General features: G+C 71.6%; 18 protein-coding genes, 3 tRNA genes and 1 pseudogene. 17 read left to right on the forward strand and 5 right to left on the reverse strand.

What is annotated here, in order from left to right:
* Positions 1-3: 3 nt before the first annotated feature.
* From Q343_RS0103135 to htpX, 8 genes and pseudogenes are all read left to right on the forward strand, one after another.
* Positions 4-1,584, forward strand: a complete 1,581-nt coding sequence (locus Q343_RS0103135) for an NADH-quinone oxidoreductase subunit M (protein ID WP_029252134.1) — start codon at positions 4-6, stop codon at positions 1,582-1,584.
* Entirely contained in the window at positions 1,581-3,305 is a 1,725-nt protein-coding gene (nuoN, locus tag Q343_RS0103140) for an NADH-quinone oxidoreductase subunit NuoN (protein WP_029252135.1), read from the forward strand. Before Q343_RS0103135 ends, nuoN begins: the two co-directional genes overlap by 4 nt.
* Before the next feature lie 74 nt (positions 3,306-3,379).
* Positions 3,380-4,057, forward strand: a pseudogene (locus Q343_RS0103145) (polyprenyl synthetase family protein); the annotation flags it as partial.
* A gap of 428 nt (positions 4,058-4,485) precedes the next feature.
* On the forward strand, positions 4,486-4,782 hold the full coding sequence (locus tag Q343_RS0103150) for a WXG100 family type VII secretion target (RefSeq protein WP_029252137.1): 297 nt from the start codon (positions 4,486-4,488) through the stop codon (positions 4,780-4,782).
* Between the two features lie 239 nt (positions 4,783-5,021).
* The gene (locus Q343_RS0103155; RefSeq protein ID WP_052366813.1) at positions 5,022-9,089 is read left to right on the forward strand and encodes an FtsK/SpoIIIE domain-containing protein; all 4,068 of its coding nucleotides are present in this window, start codon (positions 5,022-5,024) and stop codon (positions 9,087-9,089) included.
* Positions 9,086-9,562 carry a hypothetical protein gene (locus Q343_RS0103160; RefSeq protein ID WP_029252139.1) on the forward strand — a complete coding sequence of 159 codons (477 nt, stop codon included), beginning with the start codon at positions 9,086-9,088 and terminating at the stop codon, positions 9,560-9,562. Before Q343_RS0103155 ends, Q343_RS0103160 begins: the two co-directional genes overlap by 4 nt.
* 216 nt (positions 9,563-9,778) lie before the next feature.
* A complete protein-coding gene (locus tag Q343_RS0103170; RefSeq protein WP_043109518.1) occupies positions 9,779-11,164 on the forward strand; it encodes an FAD-dependent oxidoreductase in 1,386 nt (461 codons plus the stop codon).
* 156 nt (positions 11,165-11,320) lie between these two features.
* Positions 11,321-12,199: a zinc metalloprotease HtpX gene (htpX, locus tag Q343_RS0103175; protein WP_029252141.1), complete on the forward strand. Its 879-nt coding sequence runs from the start codon at positions 11,321-11,323 to the stop codon at positions 12,197-12,199.
* Here htpX and Q343_RS0103180 read toward each other — a convergent pair.
* Positions 12,186-13,109, reverse strand: a complete 924-nt coding sequence (locus Q343_RS0103180; RefSeq protein ID WP_052366814.1) for an alpha/beta hydrolase family protein — start codon at positions 13,107-13,109, stop codon at positions 12,186-12,188. The genes htpX and Q343_RS0103180 overlap by 14 nt on opposite strands.
* 78 nt (positions 13,110-13,187) lie before the next feature.
* Here Q343_RS0103180 and Q343_RS0103185 point away from each other — a divergent pair, with 78 nt between their 5' ends.
* Positions 13,188-13,946, forward strand: a complete 759-nt coding sequence (locus tag Q343_RS0103185; protein WP_155990612.1) for a potassium channel family protein — start codon at positions 13,188-13,190, stop codon at positions 13,944-13,946.
* Here the strand turns inward: Q343_RS0103185 and Q343_RS0103190 are convergent.
* Together Q343_RS0103190 and rarD are read right to left on the reverse strand one after the other, a co-directional pair.
* Positions 13,937-14,434 carry a YajQ family cyclic di-GMP-binding protein gene (locus Q343_RS0103190; RefSeq protein ID WP_029252144.1) on the reverse strand — a complete coding sequence of 166 codons (498 nt, stop codon included), beginning with the start codon at positions 14,432-14,434 and terminating at the stop codon, positions 13,937-13,939. The two genes, Q343_RS0103185 and Q343_RS0103190, sit on opposite strands and share 10 nt — an antisense overlap.
* Positions 14,427-15,437: an EamA family transporter RarD gene (rarD, locus tag Q343_RS0103195; RefSeq protein WP_248616726.1), complete on the reverse strand. Its 1,011-nt coding sequence runs from the start codon at positions 15,435-15,437 to the stop codon at positions 14,427-14,429. The genes Q343_RS0103190 and rarD overlap by 8 nt, the downstream gene beginning before the upstream one ends.
* 122 nt (positions 15,438-15,559) lie before the next feature.
* On the opposite strand from rarD, the gene Q343_RS0103200 reads away from it, so the two are divergent.
* The 6 genes from Q343_RS0103200 to Q343_RS0103225 all read left to right on the forward strand — a co-directional run bounded on the left by Q343_RS0103200 (position 15,560) and on the right by Q343_RS0103225 (position 17,136).
* Positions 15,560-15,641 (forward strand) — tRNA-Tyr (locus tag Q343_RS0103200).
* 130 nt (positions 15,642-15,771) lie between these two features.
* Positions 15,772-15,844, forward strand: a tRNA-Thr gene (locus tag Q343_RS0103205).
* A gap of 62 nt (positions 15,845-15,906) precedes the next feature.
* Positions 15,907-15,983, forward strand: a tRNA-Met gene (locus tag Q343_RS0103210).
* An 86-nt stretch (positions 15,984-16,069) separates the two neighbouring features.
* Complete coding sequence (gene rpmG / locus Q343_RS0103215; protein ID WP_029252146.1) at positions 16,070-16,237, forward strand: 50S ribosomal protein L33; 168 nt, start codon at positions 16,070-16,072, stop codon at positions 16,235-16,237.
* 18 nt (positions 16,238-16,255) lie between these two features.
* Entirely contained in the window at positions 16,256-16,717 is a 462-nt protein-coding gene (locus tag Q343_RS0103220; protein WP_029252147.1) for an FAS1-like dehydratase domain-containing protein, read from the forward strand.
* Entirely contained in the window at positions 16,714-17,136 is a 423-nt protein-coding gene (locus Q343_RS0103225) for a MaoC family dehydratase (RefSeq protein ID WP_029252148.1), read from the forward strand. Before Q343_RS0103220 ends, Q343_RS0103225 begins: the two co-directional genes overlap by 4 nt.
* Before the next feature lie 81 nt (positions 17,137-17,217).
* Here the strand turns inward: Q343_RS0103225 and Q343_RS0103230 are convergent, their stop codons facing one another.
* Positions 17,218-18,291 carry a LacI family DNA-binding transcriptional regulator gene (locus Q343_RS0103230; protein WP_029252149.1) on the reverse strand — a complete coding sequence of 358 codons (1,074 nt, stop codon included), beginning with the start codon at positions 18,289-18,291 and terminating at the stop codon, positions 17,218-17,220.
* A gap of 138 nt (positions 18,292-18,429) precedes the next feature.
* Here Q343_RS0103230 and Q343_RS0103235 point away from each other — a divergent pair, with 138 nt between their 5' ends.
* Together Q343_RS0103235 and Q343_RS0103240 are read left to right on the forward strand one after the other, a co-directional pair.
* Positions 18,430-19,698 carry an MFS transporter gene (locus Q343_RS0103235; protein WP_052366815.1) on the forward strand — a complete coding sequence of 423 codons (1,269 nt, stop codon included), beginning with the start codon at positions 18,430-18,432 and terminating at the stop codon, positions 19,696-19,698.
* A gap of 9 nt (positions 19,699-19,707) precedes the next feature.
* The gene (locus Q343_RS0103240) at positions 19,708-20,850 is read left to right on the forward strand and encodes a UDP-N-acetylmuramate dehydrogenase (RefSeq protein WP_029252151.1); all 1,143 of its coding nucleotides are present in this window, start codon (positions 19,708-19,710) and stop codon (positions 20,848-20,850) included.
* A 12-nt stretch (positions 20,851-20,862) separates the two neighbouring features.
* Here Q343_RS0103240 and Q343_RS15560 read toward each other — a convergent pair whose 3' ends face one another.
* Complete coding sequence (locus Q343_RS15560) at positions 20,863-21,831, reverse strand: L,D-transpeptidase family protein (protein ID WP_052366816.1); 969 nt, start codon at positions 21,829-21,831, stop codon at positions 20,863-20,865.
* Positions 21,832-21,872 lie beyond the last annotated feature (41 nt).

Here is a 21,872-nt window from a genome sequence, read left to right on the forward strand (position 1 = left end):
GTGATGACCGACTTTCCCTGGCTGACAACCCTTGTCCTCGTCCCGGCGGTGGGCGCCCTCGTCGTCCTCGCGCTGGGGCGCACCGCGGCACGGTCGCGCGTCCGCGAGATGGCGCTCGCGATCTCCCTGGTGGAGGTCGGGGTGCTCTTCGGCGCACTGACCCAGTTCGACACCGGACAGTCGCAGGTGCACCAGCTCGCAGAGACCCACGCGTGGATCCCGCAGCTCGGGACCAGCTGGGCGCTCGGCGCCGACGGTGTCTCGATGCTGCTCGTCGCGCTCGCCGTCGGGCTCGTCCCGCTCGTCATCGGCGCCGCCTGGCGCGAGAACCTGCCCACGGACGGCTCGAAGGGTCTCGGGCACACCGGGACGTACCTGGTGCTGATCCTGCTGCTCGAGGCCTTCATGGTCACGGTCTTCGTCGCCCGCGACGTCTTCCTGTTCTACGTCGTCTTCGAGGCGATGCTCATCCCCGTCTACTTCATGATCGGTGGATTCGGCACGGGGGCGCAGCGGCGGTTCGCCGCGGTCAAGTTCCTCATCTTCTCCCTCGCCGGCGGTCTGATCATGCTGGCCGCGGTCATCGCGCTGTACGTCAACGGGCCCGGCGGTGAGCGCGGGTTCCTCATCGACGAGCTGACCGGCTACCTCGCCCAGAACCCGATGGGGACGAGCACCGAGCGACTGATCTTCCTCGGCTTCTTCATCGCCTTCGCGATCAAGGCGCCGATCGTCCCCGTCCACACCTGGCTCCCCGACGCCGCGCAGGCGGCACCTGCGGGGACGTCGGCCCTCCTGGTCGGGGTGCTCGACAAGGTCGGCACGTTCGGCATGCTCGCGCTGTGCCTGCCGCTCTTCCCGACGGCGAGCGTCTGGGCGGCACCGGTCATCGTGGTTCTCGCGGTCGTCTCGATCATCTACGGCGCGCTGCTCGCGATCGGGCAGTCCGACCTCATGCGTCTGATCGCCTACACGTCGGTCTCGCACTTCGGGTTCATCGTGCTCGGGATCTTCTCGTTCACGTCCCTGAGCATCTCAGGCTCGTCCCTCTACATGCTCAACCACGGGATCTCGACGGGTGCGCTCTTCCTGCTCGCGGGCTTCCTGATCGCGCGGCACCCGGAGCGGTCGCAGCGGATCGCGGACTACGGCGGACTGCAGAAGGTGGCACCGGTCCTCGCGGGGACGTTCCTCGTCGCGGGTCTCTCGGCGCTGTCGCTGCCCGGCCTCTCGACCTTCGTCAGCGAGATCATGGTCCTGCTCGGCACCTTCGCCACCAGCAGGTCCGCCGCGTTGTTCGCGGTCGTCGCGGTGGTTCTCGCCGCGCTCTACGTCCTGATGACCTACCAGCGCGTGTTCACCGGCAAGGTCCCCGACGAGCTGGCGGCGACGCCCGACCTGTCGGGGCGCGAGCGCTGGGTGGTCGCGCCGTTGCTCGCCGGGCTGGTCATCCTCGGCGTCTACCCGGCGCCGGCGCTCGACATGGTGCGCGAGCCGGCGCAGACGACGATGACCGCGATCGGCGTCGTCGACGCCGCACCAGCTGACGATCTGGCTACGGCCGGCGAGGGGAGCGACTCATGACCACGGACTTCATCGAGCCGACGATCGACTGGGCCCACCTCGCCCCGATCATCGCGGTGCTCGGCGCCGGTGTCCTGGGCGTGCTCGTCGAGGCGTTCGTCCCCGCGCGGAGCCGACGCGTCGTCCAGCTCGTCGTGACGGCGCTCGGGATCGCGGCCGCGCTCACCGCCGTCGTCGTGCTGTGGCCCGGGGTCCAGGAGTCGGGCGGGGTGCGGATCGTGGGCGGCACGGTGCTCGTCGACCCGTTCGCCCTGGCCGTGCAGGCGATCCTCCTCGTTCTCGGGATCTTCTCCCTCCTGCTCTTCGCCGACCGCTCGTCGGGCGACGACGCGTTCGCCCCGGCCGCGGCCGCCGTCCCGGGCTCCGCCTACGAGGACCTCGCACGGGCCCAGGGCGTCCGGCAGACGGAGGCCTTCCCGCTCCTGCTGTTCTCCCTCGGCGGGATGATGATCTTCGCGTCGACGAGCAACCTGCTGATGATGTTCGTCGCCCTCGAGGTGCTCTCGCTCCCGCTCTACGTCCTGTCGGCGCTCGCGCGTCGTCGACGCCTGCTGAGCCAGGAGGCCGGGTTCAAGTACTTCCTGCTCGGCGCGTTCGCGTCGGCCATCTTCCTGTTCGGCGTGGCGCTGATGTACGGCGCCACGGCGTCGGTCGACCTGGCGGAGATCCGCATGTCGATCGCCCGCGGGGACGAGACCGCCGTGGGCGGACTCCTGATGGTCGGTCTGATCATGGTGATCGTCGGGATCCTCTTCAAGGTCGGCGCGGCCCCGTTCCACGTGTGGGTGCCGGACGTCTACCAGGGTGCACCGACGCCGGTGAGCGCCTTCATGGCCGCCTGCACCAAGGCGGCCGCGTTCGGAGCGCTCGTCCGCATCGTCGTGGTCGTCGCCCCCACGCTCGGCATCCAGTCCGCGGCGTTGGCGCAGGGCTTCGAGGTCGCGCTGTGGATCGTGGCGATCCTGTCCATGCTGGTCGGCACGCTGGTGGCCATCCCCCAGACGGACATGAAGCGCATGCTGGGGTACTCCGCGATCGCCCACACGGGCTTCATCCTCGTCGGGGTCGTCGGGCTCTTCCTCTCCGCGGACATCCGCGGGTTCTCCGGTCTCGGGGTCCGCTCGACCCTCTTCTACCTGCTGGCCTACGGCGTCGCGACGCTCGGTGCCTTCGCGGCGATCACGCTCGTCCGCGAGACGACCGCCGCACCCGTGCTCACGACGACCGCCGGCGCGGGCGCCGAGGGCGGTACGGCAGAGCTCGGCGGGGAGGAGCGCAAGGAGGACGTGCGCGAGTCCACGCCGATCCTCGGCGAGGCGACGCACATGGCGCAGTGGGCCGGCCTCGGTCGCCGCAGCCCGTGGCTCGCCGCCGCGTACTCGCTGTTCCTGCTGTCCCTGGCGGGGATCCCGCTCACGGGTGGCTTCATCGCCAAGTACACGTCCTTCCAGGCGGGCATCGCGTCGGGGGCCACCTGGCTCGCCGTGATCGGTGTCCTGACCTCGGTCGTCGCCGTCTTCTTCTACGTGCGCATCATCGTGCTGTTCTACTTCACGACGCCGGACGAGGAGTCCACGGACCACGCGCCCGTGAAGGTGCTCGGGATGGGCGGACCGGCGGGCGTGACCGTCGTCGTCTGTGCTGCGGCCGTGATCTTCCTGGGCGTGTTTCCGTCGCCGGTTCTCGATCTGGTGGCTCAGGCGGCTAAGTTCGTCCCGTGACGTCTGTACCTCCTCCCACGACCGGGGCGTTCCCGCTCGCCGACTCCGAGCTCGCCGGTCGCATCGGCGCGCGCATGGAGTCCGTCGAGGAACGCCTGCGCGACTCGGTCACGCAGACCGACCGGCTCGCCGATACCGCCTCACGCCATCTCGTCGACGCCGGGGGCAAGCGGCTCCGGCCGATGCTCGCGCTGCTCGCCGCCGAGCTGGGGGACTCCTCGCCGGACGAGGTCCTCGACGCCGCGGTCGGCGTCGAGCTCACACACCTCGCGACCCTGTACCACGACGACGTGATGGACTCCGCGCCCGTGCGCCGCGGGGCGCCGTCGGCGCACGAGGTCTGGGGCAACAGCGTCGCAATCCTCGTGGGGGACCTGCTCTTCGCCCGGGCCTCGCGCACGATCGCCGGGCTGGGACCGGAGGCGGTGCTCATCCAGTCCGCCACGTTCGAGCGACTCTGCCTCGGACAGCTCCACGAGACGGTGGGCCCGGGGGAGGGCGACGACGCCGTCGAGCACTACATCCAGGTGCTCGCGGACAAGACCGCGTCGCTCCTGGCGACCTCGGCCCGTCTGGGCGCGATGTTCGCCGGATGTGCCGACGAGACCGTGGAGTGCGTGGCGGCCTACGGCGAACGTCTCGGCGTCGCCTTCCAGCTCGCCGACGACGTCCTCGACCTGACCTCCTCGGGCGAGGAGTCCGGCAAGACCCAGGGCACGGACCTGCGCGAGCACGTCCCCACGATGCCGGTCCTGCTCCTGCGTCGCCTGGTGGCCGAGGGCCAGGGCGGACCCGACGACGTCGCGCTGCTCGCGGCCCTGGACGGGGACCTGAGCAGCGACGAAACGCTCGCGGACGTGGTCGAGCGTCTCCGCGCCCACGAGGTTCTCGCCCGGACGCGCACCCTGGCCGTCGGCTGGGCGCAGGATGCCGTGCGCGAGCTCGCCCCGCTGCCCGACGGCCGCGTCAAGGCCGCGATGGAGGCCTTCGCGTCCGCGCTCGCGGACCGCGCCGCCTGAGCGCCGTCTCACCGACGCACTCCGCACGAAGCCCCGGCTGCCGTCGGGACGACGTTGTCCACAGGGCCGCCGAACGGGCAGGATGTGTGCCTGTTGATCACTACTCTGGAAGCAACGGGTTCGGCCGAGGGGGCCGGCCAAGACGCAGAGGAGTGCACCGCATGGCCAACATGAACGTGACGTACGAGGAGATGCGCACCCAGGCGACGCAGCTGCGGACCGGGCAGCAGGAGCTGCTCGACACCCTGACCTCGCTGCAGACCCAGGTGGGCAATCTCGTCGCCAGCGGCTTCGTGACCGACCAGGCCTCGGGTGCCTTTCAGACCTCCTACGAGGAGTTCACCTCGGGAACCCAGCAGGCCGTGAACGGTATCGAGGGCATGGCCCAGTTCCTCGACCAGGCCGCTCAGACCCTCGAGGACGTCGACACGCAGCTGGCCAGCGGGCTCCGCAACTGACGAGAGCGCACGACGACGAGCAGGGCCGGGGCGGTGCGCCCCGGCCCTGCTGGTGACCAGACGGCCTCCGTCCGCGGCGGTCCGCCGGCTGTCCACAGGTTCCCGACCGTCGGTCGCGCCGGCCACGCTCGGCTCGCTAGCGTCGAGGGCACGGACCCGCACGGGGTGCCGTGGAGGGGGAAGCGCATGACGACGTCCGGTCGTCCGAGGACTGACCGTGCCGCCGAGGGTGAGGCACGGTGAGGATCAAGCTGACCCTGGTTCGTCCCGACACGACGCGCGAGGACGTGACAGTCACGGCCGACGCCGCGACCTCCGTGGGAGAGCTGGCCGAGGCGCTTGCGGGCGTCGATGCGCTCCCGCCGCGCAGCCGGTGGACCGTCAAGGTCGATCGTCCGGGCGTACCCGACCCTGCCGTCCTCGACCCGCAGGCCGTGCTCGGCGACGGGTGGATCGGGTCCGGTGCCGTCGTCGCCCCGACGCCGGTTCCGACCGACGGCACGACCTACCCCGAGCACGGCGCGGGCCGATTCGGGCCGGTGCCCTTCAACCGGTCGCCGCGCGTCCAGGACCGCTATGCCGGGATCACACTCGACGTCCCGACGGTTCCCGTCGAGCAGGACCCCCCGGACTTCCCGGTGATCGCGTTGATCGCGCCGATCCTCATGGGGAGCGCGATGTACTCGATCACGGGTTCGCCGCTGTCGTTGCTCATCGTCCTGCTCACCCCCGTGATGATCGTCGGCAACTACGTCACGCAACGCCGTCGTCGTCGCCGCCGCAGGGCTCGCGACGTCGCGCGGTTCACCGAGCGCCTCGACGGACTGGCCGCGCGCCTCGTCGAGGAGCAGCAGGGTGAGCGCCGGGTCCGCGGGCTCGAGGCTCCGCCGACGGACCAGGTCCGTGGTCAGGCCCTGGAGCGCGGGCCGGGCCTGTGGTCTCGTCGCCCGGAACACTGGAACTTCCTCCTCGTGCGCCTCGGCACGGGAACCATGCCGTCGCGCTGCACCGTGGACGAGCCCTCCACGATCGACGAGAAGGTCTTCGCGGACGCGGTCGCCGAGGTGCTCGAACCCCACCGAACGCTCACGGCCGTCCCCGTCGTCGAGTCGCTGCCCGACGCGGGTGCGATCGGCGTGGCCGGGGACGACCGTGCGGTCGGTCCGACCCTCGACGCGCTCGTGGTCCAGCTGACGGCTCTGCACTCGCCCGCCGAGGTGGCCGTGGCCGCACTCGTGGCGCCCGAGCGTGCCGCGGACCTGCAGTGGCTGACGTGGCTGCCGCACACCGGCGGGCCGCACGGACCCCTCACCGTGCCGCAGCTCGCTGACGAGCCACGCAGCGCGGACGCGCTCGTCGACGACCTCGAGCGGCTCATCGCCCAGCGGATGCCGAGCGGCGGGCCGCGTCGTCGGGGCGAGCTCGGCGTGGACGACACCGCGCTCGACCGGGGCGGGGACGTCGGGACGTCGTCCGGCAGCCGGCGCGACCAGGTCTGCCTCCCTGCTGTGGTCCTGGTCGTCACCGAGGGGGCTCCCACCGACCGGGCGCGGCTGGTCCAGATCGCCGAGCGGGGGCCCGACGCCGGGGTGTTCGTGCTCTGGGTGGCACCGACGGTCGAGGCCCTGCCTGCGGCCTGCCGGACGTACGTCGAGTGCGGTGACCGACCGCGGGCGGGACTCGTCCGCTCCGGGGTCCGGGTGGACGATCTCGTCCCTGAGCGCACAGGCCCGGCCGAGGCCGTCGAGTACGCGCGCCGCATGGCCCCCGTGGAGGACGCCGGCTGCGTCGTCGAGGACGCGACCGACCTCCCGCGCTCCGTCTCCCTTCTCGACCTCCTGGGTCCCGAGACCGCCGAGGACCCGACCGTGATCTCCGGTCGATGGGACGAGAACCGACCCGGGCTCGGGAGAGCGCGACGGCTCACGGCCGTCGTCGGGTCGGCCGGACGGGAGCCCGCCGTGCTGGACCTGCGCGCGGACGGGCCGCACGCACTCGTCGGCGGCACGTCCGGGGCGGGCAAGTCCGAGTTCCTCCAGGCGTGGGTCCTCGGGCTCGCGACCGCGGTCGGCCCGGACGACGTGACGTTCCTCTTCGTCGACTACAAGGGCGGGTCTGCCTTCGCCGAGTGCACCCGGCTGCCGCACTGCGTCGGTCTCGTCACCGACCTCACCCCGCGGCTCGTCCAACGGGCGCTGACCAGCCTGCGTGCCGAGATCGTCCACCGTGAGCAGCTCCTCCACCGCGCCGGGGCCAAGGATCTCGTCGAGCTCGAACGTCGGGGCGACGGCACCGCTCCTCCGGCACTGGTCATCGTCGTCGACGAGTTCGCCGCGCTCGTCGGCGAGGTCCCCGAGTTCGTCGACGGCATGGTGGACATCGCCCAGCGCGGACGATCCCTCGGCATCCACCTCATCCTCGCCACGCAGCGACCTGCCGGTGTCGTGCGGGACAACCTCCGTGCGAACACGGCACTGCGCGTCGCCCTGCGGATGGCCGATCCGGCAGACTCCACCGACGTCGTCGGCGTCCCCGACGCGGCCCATCTCGATCCCGCGACGCCGGGGCGGGCCGTGCTCTCGACCGGCCCCGGCCGCACCCGTGGCTTCCAGGCCGCCTACGCCGGCGGGTGGACCCGACGAACCCCCGAGCGAGACGGTGTCGAGGTCGCCACCCGACGGTTGGGCACACCCGTGCCCTGGGAACGCCCGCACGTCGCGATCCCCGACGCGGACCCCGGCGACACCGATCTGCAGCGCCTCGTCGCCGTCGCCCGGACGGCGTTCGACCGGACCGGGCGCGCCGTGCCTCGACGCCCGTGGGTCGCCGAGCTGCCGGACGTCGTGGCGCTCGCGGACCTGGGGCCCGCGTCGCGGGACGCGCTCGTCGTGGGCCTGGCCGACCACCCGGACCGGCAGGTGCAGGAGCCGGCCCTCTTCCTGCCGGCGGTCGACGGCCACCTCGTGGTGCTCGGCACCGGCGGATCCGGTCGGTCGACGGTGCTGAGGACTGTGGCGGCGTCCGCCGCCTCGGGACCGGAGACGCACGTCTACGTGCTCGATGCCGCGGCCGGGGACCTTCGGCCGCTCGAGCGTCTCGACCACGTCGCGGCTGTCGTCCCGGACGACGACGTCGACCGGGTCGAGGCGCTGTGGAGGACGCTCTCGCGGGAGCTCGCCGTCCGGTCGGAGGCCCGCGCCGAGGGTCGGCCGGTGCCCGGCCCCCGGGTTCTCGTCCTCGTCGACGGCTTCGGGACCTTCCGCGAGGAGGCTGAGGCGTCGGGGAGGAGCCGATGGCTCGACGTGCTGCGCGACCTGCTCGCGGAGGGACGCGCGGTCGGGCTGCACGTCGTGCTGTCGGCGGACCGGTTGGCGGCGATCCCCACGTGGGCGCGGTCGCTGGTTCCTCGTGTGCTGCGGCTGCGGTCGGCCGAGGAAGGGCTGCTGGCCTCCGCGGACGTTCCCGAGGCCGGGGCACCCGCAGGGCGTGGCGTGCTCGAGGGCGTCACGCTGCAGGTTGCCGTGGCTGGCGGCGTCGCCGGTGCTGCTGCCGAGGTCGCGAGCGTCGCCGCAGCGGGGTCGTCGACCACGGCACCGGCTCTGCGGGTTCTGCCCGCGGTCGTCGAACCGTCGACCGTGCCACCGGCATCCGGCACGTCGGGGTGGTGGGGGCTCGGGGTCGACCTCGAACCCGTCCCCGTCGAGCTCGTCGGGACGGTGGTGGTCGCGGGCCCGCCCGGCGGTGGTCGCTCCAACGCGGTCGGGTGGATCGCAGGGCAGATCGGGGCGGACGTCCACACCGTGCGCGTCGGTCCGACGGGCTCGGTCGTGGCGGGTGCTGCGCGGTGGGACGTCGAGGTCGCCGACCCGTCCGAGGTGCTCCCCGCGGTGCGGGACCTGGTCGCACGCGCCTCCGAGGGGCCTGTCGCCCTGGTCGTCGAGGGGATCGACGAGTACCTGCAGACTCCCGCGGACGCAGCCCTGGTGCAGGCCGTCGCAGCGCTGCGGCGCGGACGGCATCTTGTGGTCGCCGAGGCCGACACGAGTGCGTGGGCGGCGTCCTGGCCCCTGATCGCCCAGGTCCGGCGCGCACGTCGTGGACTGCTTCTTCAGCCCGATCCTGCCGACGGGGACACGATCCTGCGTACCTCGCTGCCCAGGGGGCCGCGGACTCCGCTGCCGCCGGGTCGGGGGGCCTGGGTCGAGCGTCGGCGGGTGACCACCGTGCAGGTCCCCCTGCTCTCGCCACCGTGCGAGCACTCGGTCGTGCGGGAGAACACCGTGACGGCAGGCATCATGGAGGGATGACGACCTACACGTACCCCGGCCCGGACTTCCCGGGGCCCCCGTCCGTCGAGCTCACGGCCGAGGACGGGTGGCAGCCAAGCCACGGCCTCGGTCCGGCCATGACGATGGAGCGATCGGACGACGGGGGCGCCAAGCTCGAAGTGGTTGTCACGCGTCTGCGCGACTGGGAGACTTTGGACGAGGCAGCCATGAAGATCGCGGGAGCTCTCGAAAAGCTGCCGGGCTACCGCGAGCTGGTGCGCGACGCCGACCCTGTGTCGGGATTCGACGGCTTCCGCCTCGAGGCGCAGGTGCGCAACCCCGCCGGAGGAGGAGCGTTCCTGCAGCTGATCCGCTACGCGCTCGTGCAGCAGCGGGCCGGTGTGCGAGACCTGGTGCAGCTGATGGGGTCGTGCACGGCCGCGCAGGCGACCCTGGTCGCCCCGGAGATCCGGGCGATGCAGGACTCGGTGGTCCTCCTGGCCGCGGACTGAGGACACCGCGTTACATTCGCCCATCGGACGAACAGGCCTCGACGGTGCGCGGGTACGCTGGAAGAGTGAGGCTTGGCTAACGTCAGTTGTACGATCGAGGTCGAGCCCCGCCGTGCCCGTGCGACCAGCGCGGTGAGCGGGGGCATCGACGGGCCGGCGCGGTGAGCACCGCCTGCCCCACCTCGTGAGTACTCGATCCGGAAGGTGCACGTCACCGTGAGTAGTAACCGTCCTCTTCGCGTCGCCGTCGTCGGCGCGGGCCCCGCAGGCATCTATGCCTCGGACATCCTGTCGAAGACCGACGTCGACGTGAGCATCGACCTCTTCGAGCGCCTCCCGGCGCCGTTCGGCCTGGTCCGTTACGGCGTGGCGCCTGACCACCCGCGCATCAAGCAGATCATCACGGCGCTGCACCGGGTCCTCGACCGCGGCGACGTGCGCCTCATCGCCAACGTCGACTACGGAGTCGACGTGAAGCTGGACGACCTGCGCCAGTACTACGACGCGGTGATCTTCTCCACGGGTGCGATCCGCGACGCGGACCTGACGATCCCGGGCATCGACCTCGAGGGCTCGCACGGCGCGGCCGACTTCGTGTCCTGGTACGACGGGCACCCGGACGTCTCGCGCGAGTGGCCGCTGCAGGGCGAGCAGGTCGCGGTGATCGGTGCCGGGAACGTGGCGCTCGACGTCGCGCGCGTCCTCGCCAAGCACGCGGACGACCTGCTGCCGACCGAGATCCCCGCCAACGTGTACGAGACGCTGAAGTCGTCGACCGTCACGGACGTGCACCTGTTCGCGCGCCGCGGGCCCGCTCAGGTCAAGTTCTCTCCGCTCGAGCTCCGTGAGCTCGGGCACGTCCCGGACGTCGACGTCATCGTCTACCCGGAGGACTTCGAGTTTGACGAGGGCTCCATGGCCGCCATCGGGTCGTCGAACCAGACCAAGCAGGTCGTCAAGACCCTGACCGACTGGACGCTGAAGGACCCCGAAGAGTTCACCGCCTCGCGCCGCCTGCACCTGCACTTCCTGCACGCCCCGCACGAGATCCTCGGTGAGGACGGGAAGGTCGTCGGCGTCCGGACCGAGCGCACGGAGCTCCAGGGTGACGGCACGGTCAAGGGAACGGGCGAGTTCCACGACTGGCCGGTTCAGTCGGTGTACCGCGCGGTGGGCTACTTCGGATCGCCGCTGCCCGAGATCCCGTTCGACGATCTCAAGGGCGTGATCTCCAACCGTGAGGGCCGCGTCATCGACATCGACGGCGAGCAGGTCCCCGGGGTCTACGCGACCGGATGGATCAAGCGTGGTCCGATCGGTCTGATCGGGTCGACCAAGTCGGACGCGTCGGAGACGATCCGGCACCTGGTGGAGGACATCACCGAGGCTCCCGCCGAGGGACGGACCGCCGAGCACGGCGAGCCCGACGCGATCCTCGAGTTCCTCGCCGAGCGCGGCGTCGAGTACGTGGAGTGGTCCGGCTGGCAGCTCCTCGACGCGCACGAGCGCTCGCTCGGGGAGCCTCACGGACGCGAGCGCATCAAGGTCGTCCCGCGCGAGGAGATGCTCTCCATCGTGCGCGGACAGTCCGCGACGAACTAGTCCTCCGGTCGAAGGCCGCGGGTCCAGGGGCGAGCGTGCCCCGGGCCCGCGGCCTTCGGCGTTCCCGGAGTCGTCGGCCCGACGATGCAGCGGGCGCCCAGTTCCTTCCCAGCGCACACAGATATCCTGGTCACTCACGGTCGAGAAGGGAAGCGCGTGCCTCGTCACCATCATTTCAACGGACTCAAGACCGCGGCGCTGTTCGGGGCGCTCTGGGCGGTCCTCCTGGGCATCTGGGCGCTGTTCGGGCAGGACCCGGGGACGCTCTGGATCTTCGCACTCCTCGGAGTCGGCAGTACGGCGTACGGGTACTGGAACTCGGACAAGCTGGCGATCCGGGCGATGCACGCCCGGCCGGTGACGGAGGCCGAACAGCCTGCGATGTACCGGATCGTCCGCGAGCTCTCGGCGAAGGCCGACCAGCCGATGCCGCGCCTGTACGTCTCGTCCACGGCGGCGCCGAACGCGTTCGCCACGGGGCGCAACCCCAAGAACGCGGCGGTGTGCTGCACGGAGGGCATCCTGACGCTGCTCGACGAGCGCGAGCTGCGGGGCGTGCTGGGCCACGAGCTGATGCACGTCTACAACCGGGACATCCTCACGTCCTCGGTGGCCGGCGCGATCGCCGGCCTGGTGACCTCTCTCGCGCAGTTCCTCCTCATCTTCGGCGGGGGCCGGGACCGCGGCGGCAACCCGCTCGCGGCGATCGCGATGGCGATCCTCGCGCCGTTCGCCGCCATGCTGATCAAGCTGGCCATCAGCCGGACACGTGAGTACGACGCGGACGAGGACGGCGCGACGCTGACCGGCGACCCGCTGGCGCTGGCGTCGGCGCTGGCGAAGCTCGAGAGCGGCACGCAGCGCGCTCCGCTCCCGCAGACCCGTGACACGGTCGACGCCGCGCACATGATGATCGCGAACCCGTTCTCGGGCGGGGGCATGGCGAAGATGTTCGCGACGCACCCGCCGATGAAGGACAGGATCGAACGCCTGCAGCGTCAGGCCGGGACCCAGGACGGGATCATCCGCTACTGACGTCGTCCGCCCGTGCCGGCCCGACGGTTGACTCGAGGTACGTGCGGACCGCCGCCCACGAGTCGGACGTGGGATCGAGGTGTGCGAAGTGGTCCTCGCCGTCGACCGTCAGCGTCGTCACGGTGTCCCCGGCGGCCTCGGCCGCGTCGCCGTAGAGGGTCGTCTGTTCCACCGGGACCGTCGCGTCGAGCGCTCCGGTGAGCACGAGCGTGTCGACCCCCAGCGGCACCCGCCGGACCGGCGAGGCGACCGCGTAGCGCTCGGGCACCTCGTCGGGACGGCCACCGAGCAGCGCGTCGATGGCCCCGCCCCCGGCACCGGTCGCGCTGGCCCGCTCGAGGTCGTTGACGCCGGCCTGGGAGACCACGGCGTCGGGAACGAGTCGCGGGTCGGAGCCGACTGCCCCGTCTGCGAGACCGCCCCGTGCCCCGAGCCACAGCGCGAGCGTCCCCCCGGCCGAGTGCCCGACGACGGCGACCGGCCCGGCGTCGACGCCCGCGGTCTCCAGGGCCGACGGAAGGATGTCGACCGCGGCCGCGACGTCGTCGTACGTGCCCGGCCAGCCGCCGCCCGGGTCGTCTGCGGCCCTGTACTCGACGTTCCAGACGACGTACCCGTCGCTCACGAGGTCGTCGGCGAGCGCGGTCTCGAGCGACCGTTCGTAGCCGCTGCGCCAGTAGCCGCCGTGGATCAGGACCACGACGGGGGTCGGGTGGTCCGAGCGTTCGTCGGGCACGTAGAGGTCCGCTACCTGGTGCGAGTCGTTCCCGTAGGCCACCGTCGACACGGTCGGTCCGGTCGGCGCCCGGTCCGGTTCCGTGGACGTCGGCGCGGAGCAGGCGGTCGGGAGGCACGCGACGAGGGCCGCGACGGTCAGGGCTCGGGCGGCGGGCGGACGGCTTCGGCTCACGCCTCCATCGTGCCTCGTCCGGAGCGCGACGGCGTCCGCGGTCCGTGGGCTGGGGACGACCTGGCACCATGGTCGCCCATGGATCGCGTGCAGATGTGGGAGAAGAAGGCCGAGTGGCCCTTGATCGGCCTCGCCGTGGTGTTTCTCGTGGCGTACGCCGTGCCGATCGTCTGGCCGGACGTCTCGCCCCAGACCGCCGTGCTGTGCGAGGTGCTGATCACGACGACGTGGGTGCTCTTCGGCGTCGACTACGTGGGTCGACTCCTTCTCAGCGCCGACCGCCGGGGATTCGTTCGCCACAACCTCTTCGACCTGGCGATCCTGGTACTCCCGATGCTCCGGCCGTTGCGCCTCCTGCGCCTCCTGACGCTGCTGCGGGTCCTGGACCGGACGACGGCGGACGGCCTGCGCGGGCGGGTGGTGACGTATGCCGTGGGGGCGACGTCGTTGCTGATCCTGGTCGGCGGGCTCGCCATCACCGACACCGAGCGAGGCGTCGACGGTTCCACGATCGAGCACGTCGGTGACGGCATCTGGTGGGCCGTGGTCACGATGACGACCGTGGGCTACGGGGACGAGTACCCGGTGACGGCGACGGGTCGGTGCGTCGCGGTCGTCCTGATGGCGATGGGGATCACGCTGCTCGGTGTCGTGACGGCGACGTTGGCGTCGTGGCTGACCGACCAGGTGGCCGAGATGGGGGAGGAGGACGGCGCGGCGACCCGGGCCGAGGTGCGCGAGCTCCGGGACGAGATCCGCTCTCTACGGGCCGAGCTCACCGCTGCCGGCGGCGCCCCGCCCGCGGACGAGGGCGGGGCGACGTCGGGTCAGCGGTAGTTGACGAACTGGAGCGCGACGTCGAGGTCGGCGCCCTTGAGGAGCGCCTGGACGGCCTGCAGGTCGTCGCGGGACTTGGAGGTGGCACGCACCTCGTCGCCCGTGATCTGCGTCTTGACGCCCTTGGGGCCTTCCTCGCGGATGAGCTTCGTCACCTTCTTGGCGTTCTCGCCGGCGAGTCCTTCCTTCAGGGACCCTGCCAGTCGGTACTCCTTGCCCGAGGCCTGGGGCTCGTTCTCGCCGGTGTCGAAGGCCTTGAGCGAGACGCCGCGCTTGATGAGCTTGGACTGGAAGACGTCGAGGGCGGCCAGCACGCGCTCGGAGGAGTTGGCGGTGATGACGATCGCGTCGTCGCCGCTCCACGCGATCGAGGCGCCGACTCCCTTGAAGTCGTAGCGCTGCGCGATCTCCTTCGCCGCCTGGTTCAGGGCGTTGTCCACCTCCTGGCGGTCGACCTTGCTCACGATGTCGAACGACGAGTCAGCCATGGGTTTCTCCTTCTGCGGGTTCGGGGTCAGCTGGTCCCACGGTAGTGCGCGCGGCGAGTCTCGTGGCGCGGGCCGCGCGCAGGGCGTCGGCGGTCAGGAGGATCAGCGCGCACCACACGAGGACGAACCCGGCCCAGCGGGCGCCCGGCATGGGCTCGTCGAAGACGAACGCGCCGACCACGAACTGCAGAAGCGGCCCGAGGTACTGCAGCATGCCGACGACGCTGAGAGGGATCCGGCGCGCGGAGGCGCCGAACAGGAGCAGTGGCAGCCCGGTGATAACCCCGCAGCTCATCAGGAGCAGCGCGTGTCCGGCACCCTCGGTGCTGAACGTCCCGGTGCCCTGGGCGAACAGCACGCCGAGGTAGACCAGCGCGGCCGGGGTGAGCACGGCGGTCTCCACGGCCAGGCCGGGCAGCGCGCCCACGCTGCGCCCGGTGCGGTTCTTCACCAGGCCGTAGAGCGCGAAGGAGAGCGCCACGGTCAGCGCGATCCAGGGGATCCCGCCCACGCCGGTCGAGATCACGACGACGGAGAGCACCCCGAGCCCGACCGCAGCCCACTGCAGCGGGCGAAGCTTCTCGCGCAGGACGACCACCGCGAGCAGGATCGTCAGGATCGGGTTGATGAAGTATCCGAGCGCGGCGTCGAGCACCCGGTCGGTGAGCACGCCGTAGACGTAGGTCGTCCAGTTGACGGCGACCAGGGCGCCGCCGAGGGCGAGGAGCCCGAGCGTGCGCCTGTCGCGGACGACGGTGCCCACGGTGCGCAGAGAGCCGGTGGCGGCGAGCAGGACGACGCAGAAGACGAGGCTCCACACGATCCGGTGCGCGATGATCTCGAGCGCGCCGGCGGGTGCCAGGAGCGGGAAGAAGAGCGGCATGCCACCCCAGATCACGTACGCGCCGACGCCCAGGAGCAGGCCCGTGCGGTCGAGGGGCGCGGTGGGAGCGAGGGTGGGGGCCGCGGGTTCGCGCGGCGGATCCTGCGGGGTGGACGTCACCCGCACACCGTAGGCGTCCCGGGGCCGCAGCACCCACCGTTTTGGATTCACACGCGGACTGGTTGTAGTCTTACGTCGCTCCCGCAGCGCTCTTCGAGCGTGGGCGAGCACAACTTCACACTGGCAGGTTGCCCGAGCGGCCAAAGGGAGCTGACTGTAAATCAGCCGTCATCGACTTCGTGGGTTCGAATCCCTCACCTGCCACCCGTGAACGGGGCGACGCCTTGGGTGTCGCCCCGTTCGTCAGCCGTCATCAGGGCCCGTTCCTGTGGTGGATGGCACAGCGGTCGCAGATTTCGTTACACGCCGCAGGCCGTGTAGAGTTTCCTGCGCTGCCCCGATAGCTCAGACGGCAGAGCGTCTCCATGGTAAGGAGAAGGTCAAGGGTTCGATTCCCTTTCGGGGCTCTGTGGTGATTGAGAGGTTGGGACCGCCTTCGGGCGGTCCCAACCGCTTGATCTCCCCACGTGGCGGGGTAGCTCAGGTGGTTAGAGCACACGGCTCATAATCGTGGTGTCGCGGGTTCGAGTCCCGCTCCCGCTACCACTCATCACCCCCAACCGTGCGACGGCCGGCGTCGCACGGCCTGATAGGACGTAGCGCCCTCCGGAGGCGCGAGAGGTGGCACTACCGTGGCAAAGAGCTCAGACGTTCGCCCCAAGATCACGCTCGCGTGCGTGGACTGCAAGGAGCGCAACTACATCACGAAGAAGAACCGCCGGAACAACCCGGACCGCCTCGAGATGGCGAAGTTCTGCCCGCGCTGTGGAAAGCACACCGCGCACCGCGAAACCCGCTGATTCAAGACTTCTCGATCGATGCCGATCAACGCCGACTACGCGGGCCGCACCTATCCGGTGACGGATGCGTACGTCGTCGGGCGCGAGAAGCTCCGTGAGTTCTCGTCGGCCGTCGGTTCCCTCCACCCCGTGCACCACGATCTCGTGGCCGCGCGGGGTGCGGGCTATCCGGACCTTGTCGCGCCCCCGACCTTCGCGGTCGTCGTCGCGCAGCGGGCCGAGGCCCAGTACATCCAGGACCCCGACGCCGGGGTCGACTTCAGCCGCGTCGTGCACGCCGACGAGCGCTTCACCCACCATCGCGCGATCGTCGCCGGCGACGAGCTCGTGACCGTCCTGCATGTCGACTCGATCGTCGAGCGACGCGGGCTGTCGATGGTGACGACCCGGTGCGAGATCGCCGCGCGGACCGCCGACGGCGAGCCGCAGCCCGTCGCGACCGTCACGTCGACGCTCGCCGTCCGTGGAGACGACGCATGACCCGCCCCGAGTTCTCCGACCTGTCCGTCGGGGACGAGATCGGTACCCGGACGGTCGAGATCGACCGGGCTCGACTCGTCCGGTACGCGGGCGCGAGCGGCGACTTCAACCCGATCCACTGGAACGAGCGCTTCGCGACCGAGGTCGGACTACCCGGCGTGATCGCGCACGGCATGTTCACGATGGGTGCCGCCGTCGCGCTCGTCGAGGAGTGGGCCGGTGACCCGGCGGCCGTCGTCGACTACCAGACGCGCTTCTCCCGCCCCGTGCCGGTCCCCGACCAGGGCGTCGCGGTCGTCGAGGTGGTGGGCGTCGTCGGTGCTCTGGACGCCGATGCCTCCACCGCACGCATCGACCTCGCCGTCACGTTCGAGGGCGCACGCGTGCTCATGAAGACGCAGGCCGTCGTCCGACTCTGAACGGCCTCGCCGGAGGTCGTCGGCAGCAGCACGGTCAGCGACGCGCTGAGCGTCGCCCTGCGCCTCGGGCGCGAGAACGAGTCACACGGCCTCGCGCGGCGGACCCGTCGTCGTCCCGACCACGAGCTCGACGTCGAGCTCGACCGACTCCGGGGCGTTCCCCGCCAGCAGGTTCACGACGGCCTCGCCGATCTTCGCGCCCTTCTCGGCGAGCGGCTGCCGGACGGTCGTGAGCACGGCCGGTGCGAGCCAGGGCAGGTCCAGCCCGTCGAACCCCGCGATCGAGACGTCCTCCGGGACCTTGAGCCCGAGCTCCTGGGCGGCGAGCAGCGCGCCGGCGGCGAGCAGGTCCGAGTGGGCGACGATGGCCGTCGGGCGGTCGTCGCCCGAGAGGATCGTGATCGCCGCCTCCTTGCCGTGCTCGACCAGCGGCCCCGCGGGTTCCCAGGTGATGACGGGTTCGACGACGTCCCGGACGCCGGCCAGTCGGTTGCTCGTCGGCGTGCGGTCCGACTGTGCGAGCCGCGCGGCGTCGACGGGGCCCGAGCGGCGCGTGTGGTCGAGGGGGAGCGCGATCTCGGCGATCGCGGAGTGCCCGAGCGAGGTGAGGTGCCGGACGACGTCGGCAGTCCCACGTCGGTCGGCGATCGAGACGATGGGAGCACCGGGCACCTCCCGGCCCTCGCCGACGACGACGGGGACGCCGCGCCGCTCGAAGGCGGCGAGCGTCGGGTCGTCGGTGCGCACGCCCCAGACGAGGACACCGACGTCCATGGCGGCCGACTCGATCAGCGGGTCGACGGCGCGGGAGTCGGCGTCGACGCCGGGGATGCCCGGGATCAGGAGCACTCCGAGGCCGGCGGCACCGAGGGTCGAGACGAGACCGTCGAGCACCTGCACGGCGACCGGGTCGCGGAAGCTGCGCTTGAGCTGGTCGCCGATGACCACGCCGACGATGCCGGAGCGTCCGGAGCGGAGCTGTCGACCGAGGGGGTTCGGTCCCGCGTAGTCGAGCTCGCGGGCGGCCGCGAGGACCCGGTTGCGGCTCGCCTCGCTGATCGGCCCGTTGGCGGTGAAGGCCAACGAGGCGGTGGAGATGGCGACGCCGGCGCGCTCGGCGACGAGGGCGAGCGTGGGGCGTGCGGATGCAGACAACGGATCTCCTCCAACGGTTGACGCGACAGCCAGCCTACTAGCAAACTATGCGGATCGAATCGTTTCGATCCGAGCCCGCACCGATCCGCACTCCGTTCGCTCCTGCTGACGGACCCGTCCGGCCAGGAGTACGCCGCGATGCCCACCACCCTGACGCCCCAGCGAGCAGCCTGGGCTGTCGCCACCGTGTTCTTCGCCTCCGGGTTCGCCTTCGCGAGCTGGGCCTCACGCCTACCGGCCGTCCGCGACGCGCTGGGCTTCGGAGAGGCGCAGATGGGCCTCCTCCTGCTCTCGGCGGCGGTCGGGTCGATCTGCGCGCTGCCTCTGTCCGGGCTGGTGGTCAACCGCCTTGGCGCGGTGCGGACGGTGGTGATCTTCGCCGTCGTCACCGCCGTCGGGTTCGCGGTCACCGTCGTCGCCGTGGACCTCGGCGTCGTCTGGGCGGTTCGTGCAGGTCTCGTCGTCGCCGGGATCGGCAACGGGGTGTGGGACGCGGCGATGAACATCGAGGGCGCCGCCGTCGAGCGCAAGCTCGGTCGTTCCCTGATGCCCCGGCTGCACGCGGCGTTCTCGCTGGGCACGGTGGCGGGCGCGGGGGTCGGTGCGCTCGCAGCGTTCCTACAGGTCTCCTACACCGTGCACGAGGTCGCCGCGATGGTCGTCGTGGTCGTCACGGTCCTCCTCGCCGTGCGGTACTTCCTGCCCGTCGAGGCCCCGGAACGCGTGGCACCGTCGGCCGACGACCTGCAGGTCGACCCCGTCGCCGCGCCGTCGGCGGGCCGGAACCAGCTCGCCGCCTGGACCGAGCGTCGCACCCTCCTGATCGGGATCGTGGTGCTCGCCGCGGCCCTGACCGAGGGTGCAGCGAACGACTGGGTCTCGCTCGCCGTCGTCGACGGGTTCGGCGTGGCGGACGGCATGGGGGCCCTGGGCCTCGCGCTGTTCCTCAGCGCGATGACCGGCATGCGGCTGCTCGGCACCGGTCTGCTCGACCGGTTCGGCCGCGTCGCCGTCCTGCGACTGTCGGCAGGTCTTGCCCTGGTCGGTCTCGGTGTCTTCGCCACGGTGGACAACCTCGCGGTCGCGATGGTCGGCATCGTCCTGTGGGGTGCGGGCGCCGCGCTCGGCTTCCCCGTCGGTATGAGTGCGGCCTCGGACGACCCCGAGCACGCCGCCGTCCGGGTGAGCGTGGTCGCGACGATCGGCTACTCGGCATTCTTCATCGGCCCGCCGCTGATCGGCTTTCTCGCGCACCTCGTGGGGTACCGCGAGGCGCTGCTCGTCATCGCGGTGCCGCTCGTGATCGGGCTGTTCGTGGTCTCGGCCGCGCGCCCGCTCCCGGCAGCCGACGACGAGCCCGCCGAGAGCACGCCGGGGTCCCGCCCCGGGGACGCCGCGACGAACTAGGCTGGCCGGGTGACCTTCGACGCCCCCAGCCTTGCCGACCTGACCACCCTGCGCGTGGGCGGGAGCCCCGACAGGTACGTCGAGACCGCGACCGAGGCCGAGCTGGTCGACGCGGTCCGCTCCGCCGACGAGGTCGGCGAGCCCGTCCTCGTCGTCGGCGGGGGGTCGAACCTCCTGGTCGCCGACGAGGGCTTCGCCGGCGTCGTCGTCCGTGACACGCGTCGCGGGGCCCGGGTCGAGTCCGAGGACTCGTGCGGCGGTGCGAGTGTCACGGCACCGGCTGGCCACGGCTGGGACGCGCTGGTGCAGCAGGCCGTGGAGTCCGACTGGGTGGGGATCGAGGCGCTCTCCGGGATCCCCGGCACGCTCGGTGCTGCGCCCGTTCAGAACATCGGCGCCTACGGCCAGGAGATCGCCGGGGTGGTCTCGTCCGTGCGCGTCTGGGACCGCCACGAGAAGCGGGCCCGCATGCTCGCGGCCGGTGAGCTCGGGTTCGGGTACCGCAGCTCTCGGCTCAAGGACTCGATGTACGACGCCGCCGACGACGGTCCCTGGTACCCGACGCCGCGGTTCGTGGTCCTGGAGGTCTCCCTGCAGATGCGCCTGGGTTCTCTCTCCGCCCCCGTCGCCTACCCCGAGCTCGCTCGGACGCTCGGGGTCACGGTAGGGGAGCGGGCACCCTCCGTCGACGTGCGCGAGGCCGTCCTCGCGCTACGCGGCGGCAAGGGCATGCTGCTCGACGACCCTGCCCAGCCCGATCACGACCGGTGGAGTGCCGGGTCGTTCTTCACCAACCCGATCGTGCGGGCCTCGGACGCGAGCCGGCTGCCGGCCGACGCGCCGCAGTTCCCCGTCCGGACGTCGCGGCCCGCTGCGACGACGGGGCCGTCCCTCGGCGAGGTCGACCCCGAGGTCGTCAAGACCTCGGCAGCGTGGCTGATCGACCATGCCGGCTTCTCCAAGGGCTACGGCGTCTACGGCGACGCGAGCCTCGCGCGGCTCTCCACCAAGCACACTCTCGCACTGACGAACCGCGGCGGCGCGAGTGCGAGCGATCTGCTGACGCTCGCCCGGACCGTCCGCGACGGCGTGCTGGACGCGTACGGGATCGAGCTCGTCCCCGAGCCGGTGCTCGTGGGCGTGGCTCTCTAGCGACTCCGCCGCTCAGTAGACCAGGACGGGTGTGCCCGGAGGGGCCTGCCAGGTGTCCCAGACGTAGTTCATCGCGCCGTTCGACACCCGGACGCAACCGTGCGACGCGGGCCAGGCAGGCACCGAGTCGGCTCCGTGCAGGGCGATCGCGCCGTTGAAGAACTTCGGTCGCCACATGTCTCCGAGCTCGAGGCTCGACTCGTGGAGCGCGTCGACCTGTCGTCCGACGGCGAAGCTCCCGCCGCTCGTCGTCGCCCGGTAGGTCCTGCCGCCGGCGTCGTAGGTCTCCCCGTTCCCCGACGAGGCGTTGAGTACCCGACCCACGACGCCGTCGTCGACCAGGAGCACGAGCTGGCGGTTCAGGTCGATCTCGATCACGTGACCCGAGGAGGACCGCGCACCCGGGCGGACGCCGTCGTCCAGCGCCTGCTGCGTGCGGGGCCCGACGACACCGTCGCGGCTCAGACCGGCGGCCTTCTGCAGAGCCCAGACGGCCTGGCGGGTCCCGGCACCGAAGCTCCCGTCGACGGCGGTCCCCCAGTACCCGAGGTCGACGAGCCGTTGCTGCACCGCCGTGACGCGCGCGCCGGAGGCACCCATCGCGAGGTCTTCCGGTTCCGGGTCGGGCTCAGGCTCTGCCGTCGGCGTCGGATCCTCGTCCGGCTCCGGCTCCGGCTCCGGCTCCGGTGTCGGTGTGCTGGTGCTCGGTGCCGGCTCGGGCTCGACCGCTGGTGGAGGCGCCGCCTCCGCGGGTTCCACGTCCGGTGCGGGGCTCGGCGTGGACGTCGCTGTCGCGGACTGCGTGGGTGTCGCCGGCGGATCGGCCGCTTCCTCGCCGTCCGTCGGGGAGGGGGCTCCGGTGTCCCCGACGGCGTTGTCGGCCAGACCCGACACGGCGTCCACCGCACCGCACCCGCCGACCAGGAGACCGGCGCACAGCACGAGGGCGACGCCGGACGATCTCCGCCGCCGTGCACGCATGGGTCCACCTCCCTCGCTCCAGGATGCCTTACAGGGGCTGG

Source organism: Paraoerskovia marina DSM 21750 (assembly GCF_000701465.1).
GTDB lineage: Bacteria > Actinomycetota > Actinomycetes > Actinomycetales > Cellulomonadaceae > Paraoerskovia > Paraoerskovia marina.

Excerpts from the sequence above, each read along its gene's own strand:
- Q343_RS0103135 (WP_029252134.1), top strand. The coding sequence starts at position 4 with ATGACCGACTTTCCCTGGCTGACAACCCTTGTCCTCGTCCCGGCGGTG.
- nuoN (WP_029252135.1), top strand. The coding sequence starts at position 1,581 with ATGACCACGGACTTCATCGAGCCGACGATCGACTGGGCCCACCTCGCC.
- Q343_RS0103150 (WP_029252137.1), top strand. The coding sequence starts at position 4,486 with ATGGCCAACATGAACGTGACGTACGAGGAGATGCGCACCCAGGCGACG.
- Q343_RS0103160 (WP_029252139.1), top strand. The coding sequence starts at position 9,086 with ATGACGACCTACACGTACCCCGGCCCGGACTTCCCGGGGCCCCCGTCC.
- Q343_RS0103185 (WP_155990612.1), top strand. The coding sequence starts at position 13,188 with ATGGATCGCGTGCAGATGTGGGAGAAGAAGGCCGAGTGGCCCTTGATC.
- Q343_RS0103190 (WP_029252144.1), bottom strand. The coding sequence starts at position 14,434 with ATGGCTGACTCGTCGTTCGACATCGTGAGCAAGGTCGACCGCCAGGAG.
- Q343_RS0103220 (WP_029252147.1), top strand. The coding sequence starts at position 16,256 with ATGCCGATCAACGCCGACTACGCGGGCCGCACCTATCCGGTGACGGAT.
- Q343_RS0103225 (WP_029252148.1), top strand. The coding sequence starts at position 16,714 with ATGACCCGCCCCGAGTTCTCCGACCTGTCCGTCGGGGACGAGATCGGT.
- Q343_RS0103235 (WP_052366815.1), top strand. The coding sequence starts at position 18,430 with ATGCCCACCACCCTGACGCCCCAGCGAGCAGCCTGGGCTGTCGCCACC.
- Q343_RS15560 (WP_052366816.1), bottom strand. The coding sequence starts at position 21,831 with ATGCGTGCACGGCGGCGGAGATCGTCCGGCGTCGCCCTCGTGCTGTGC.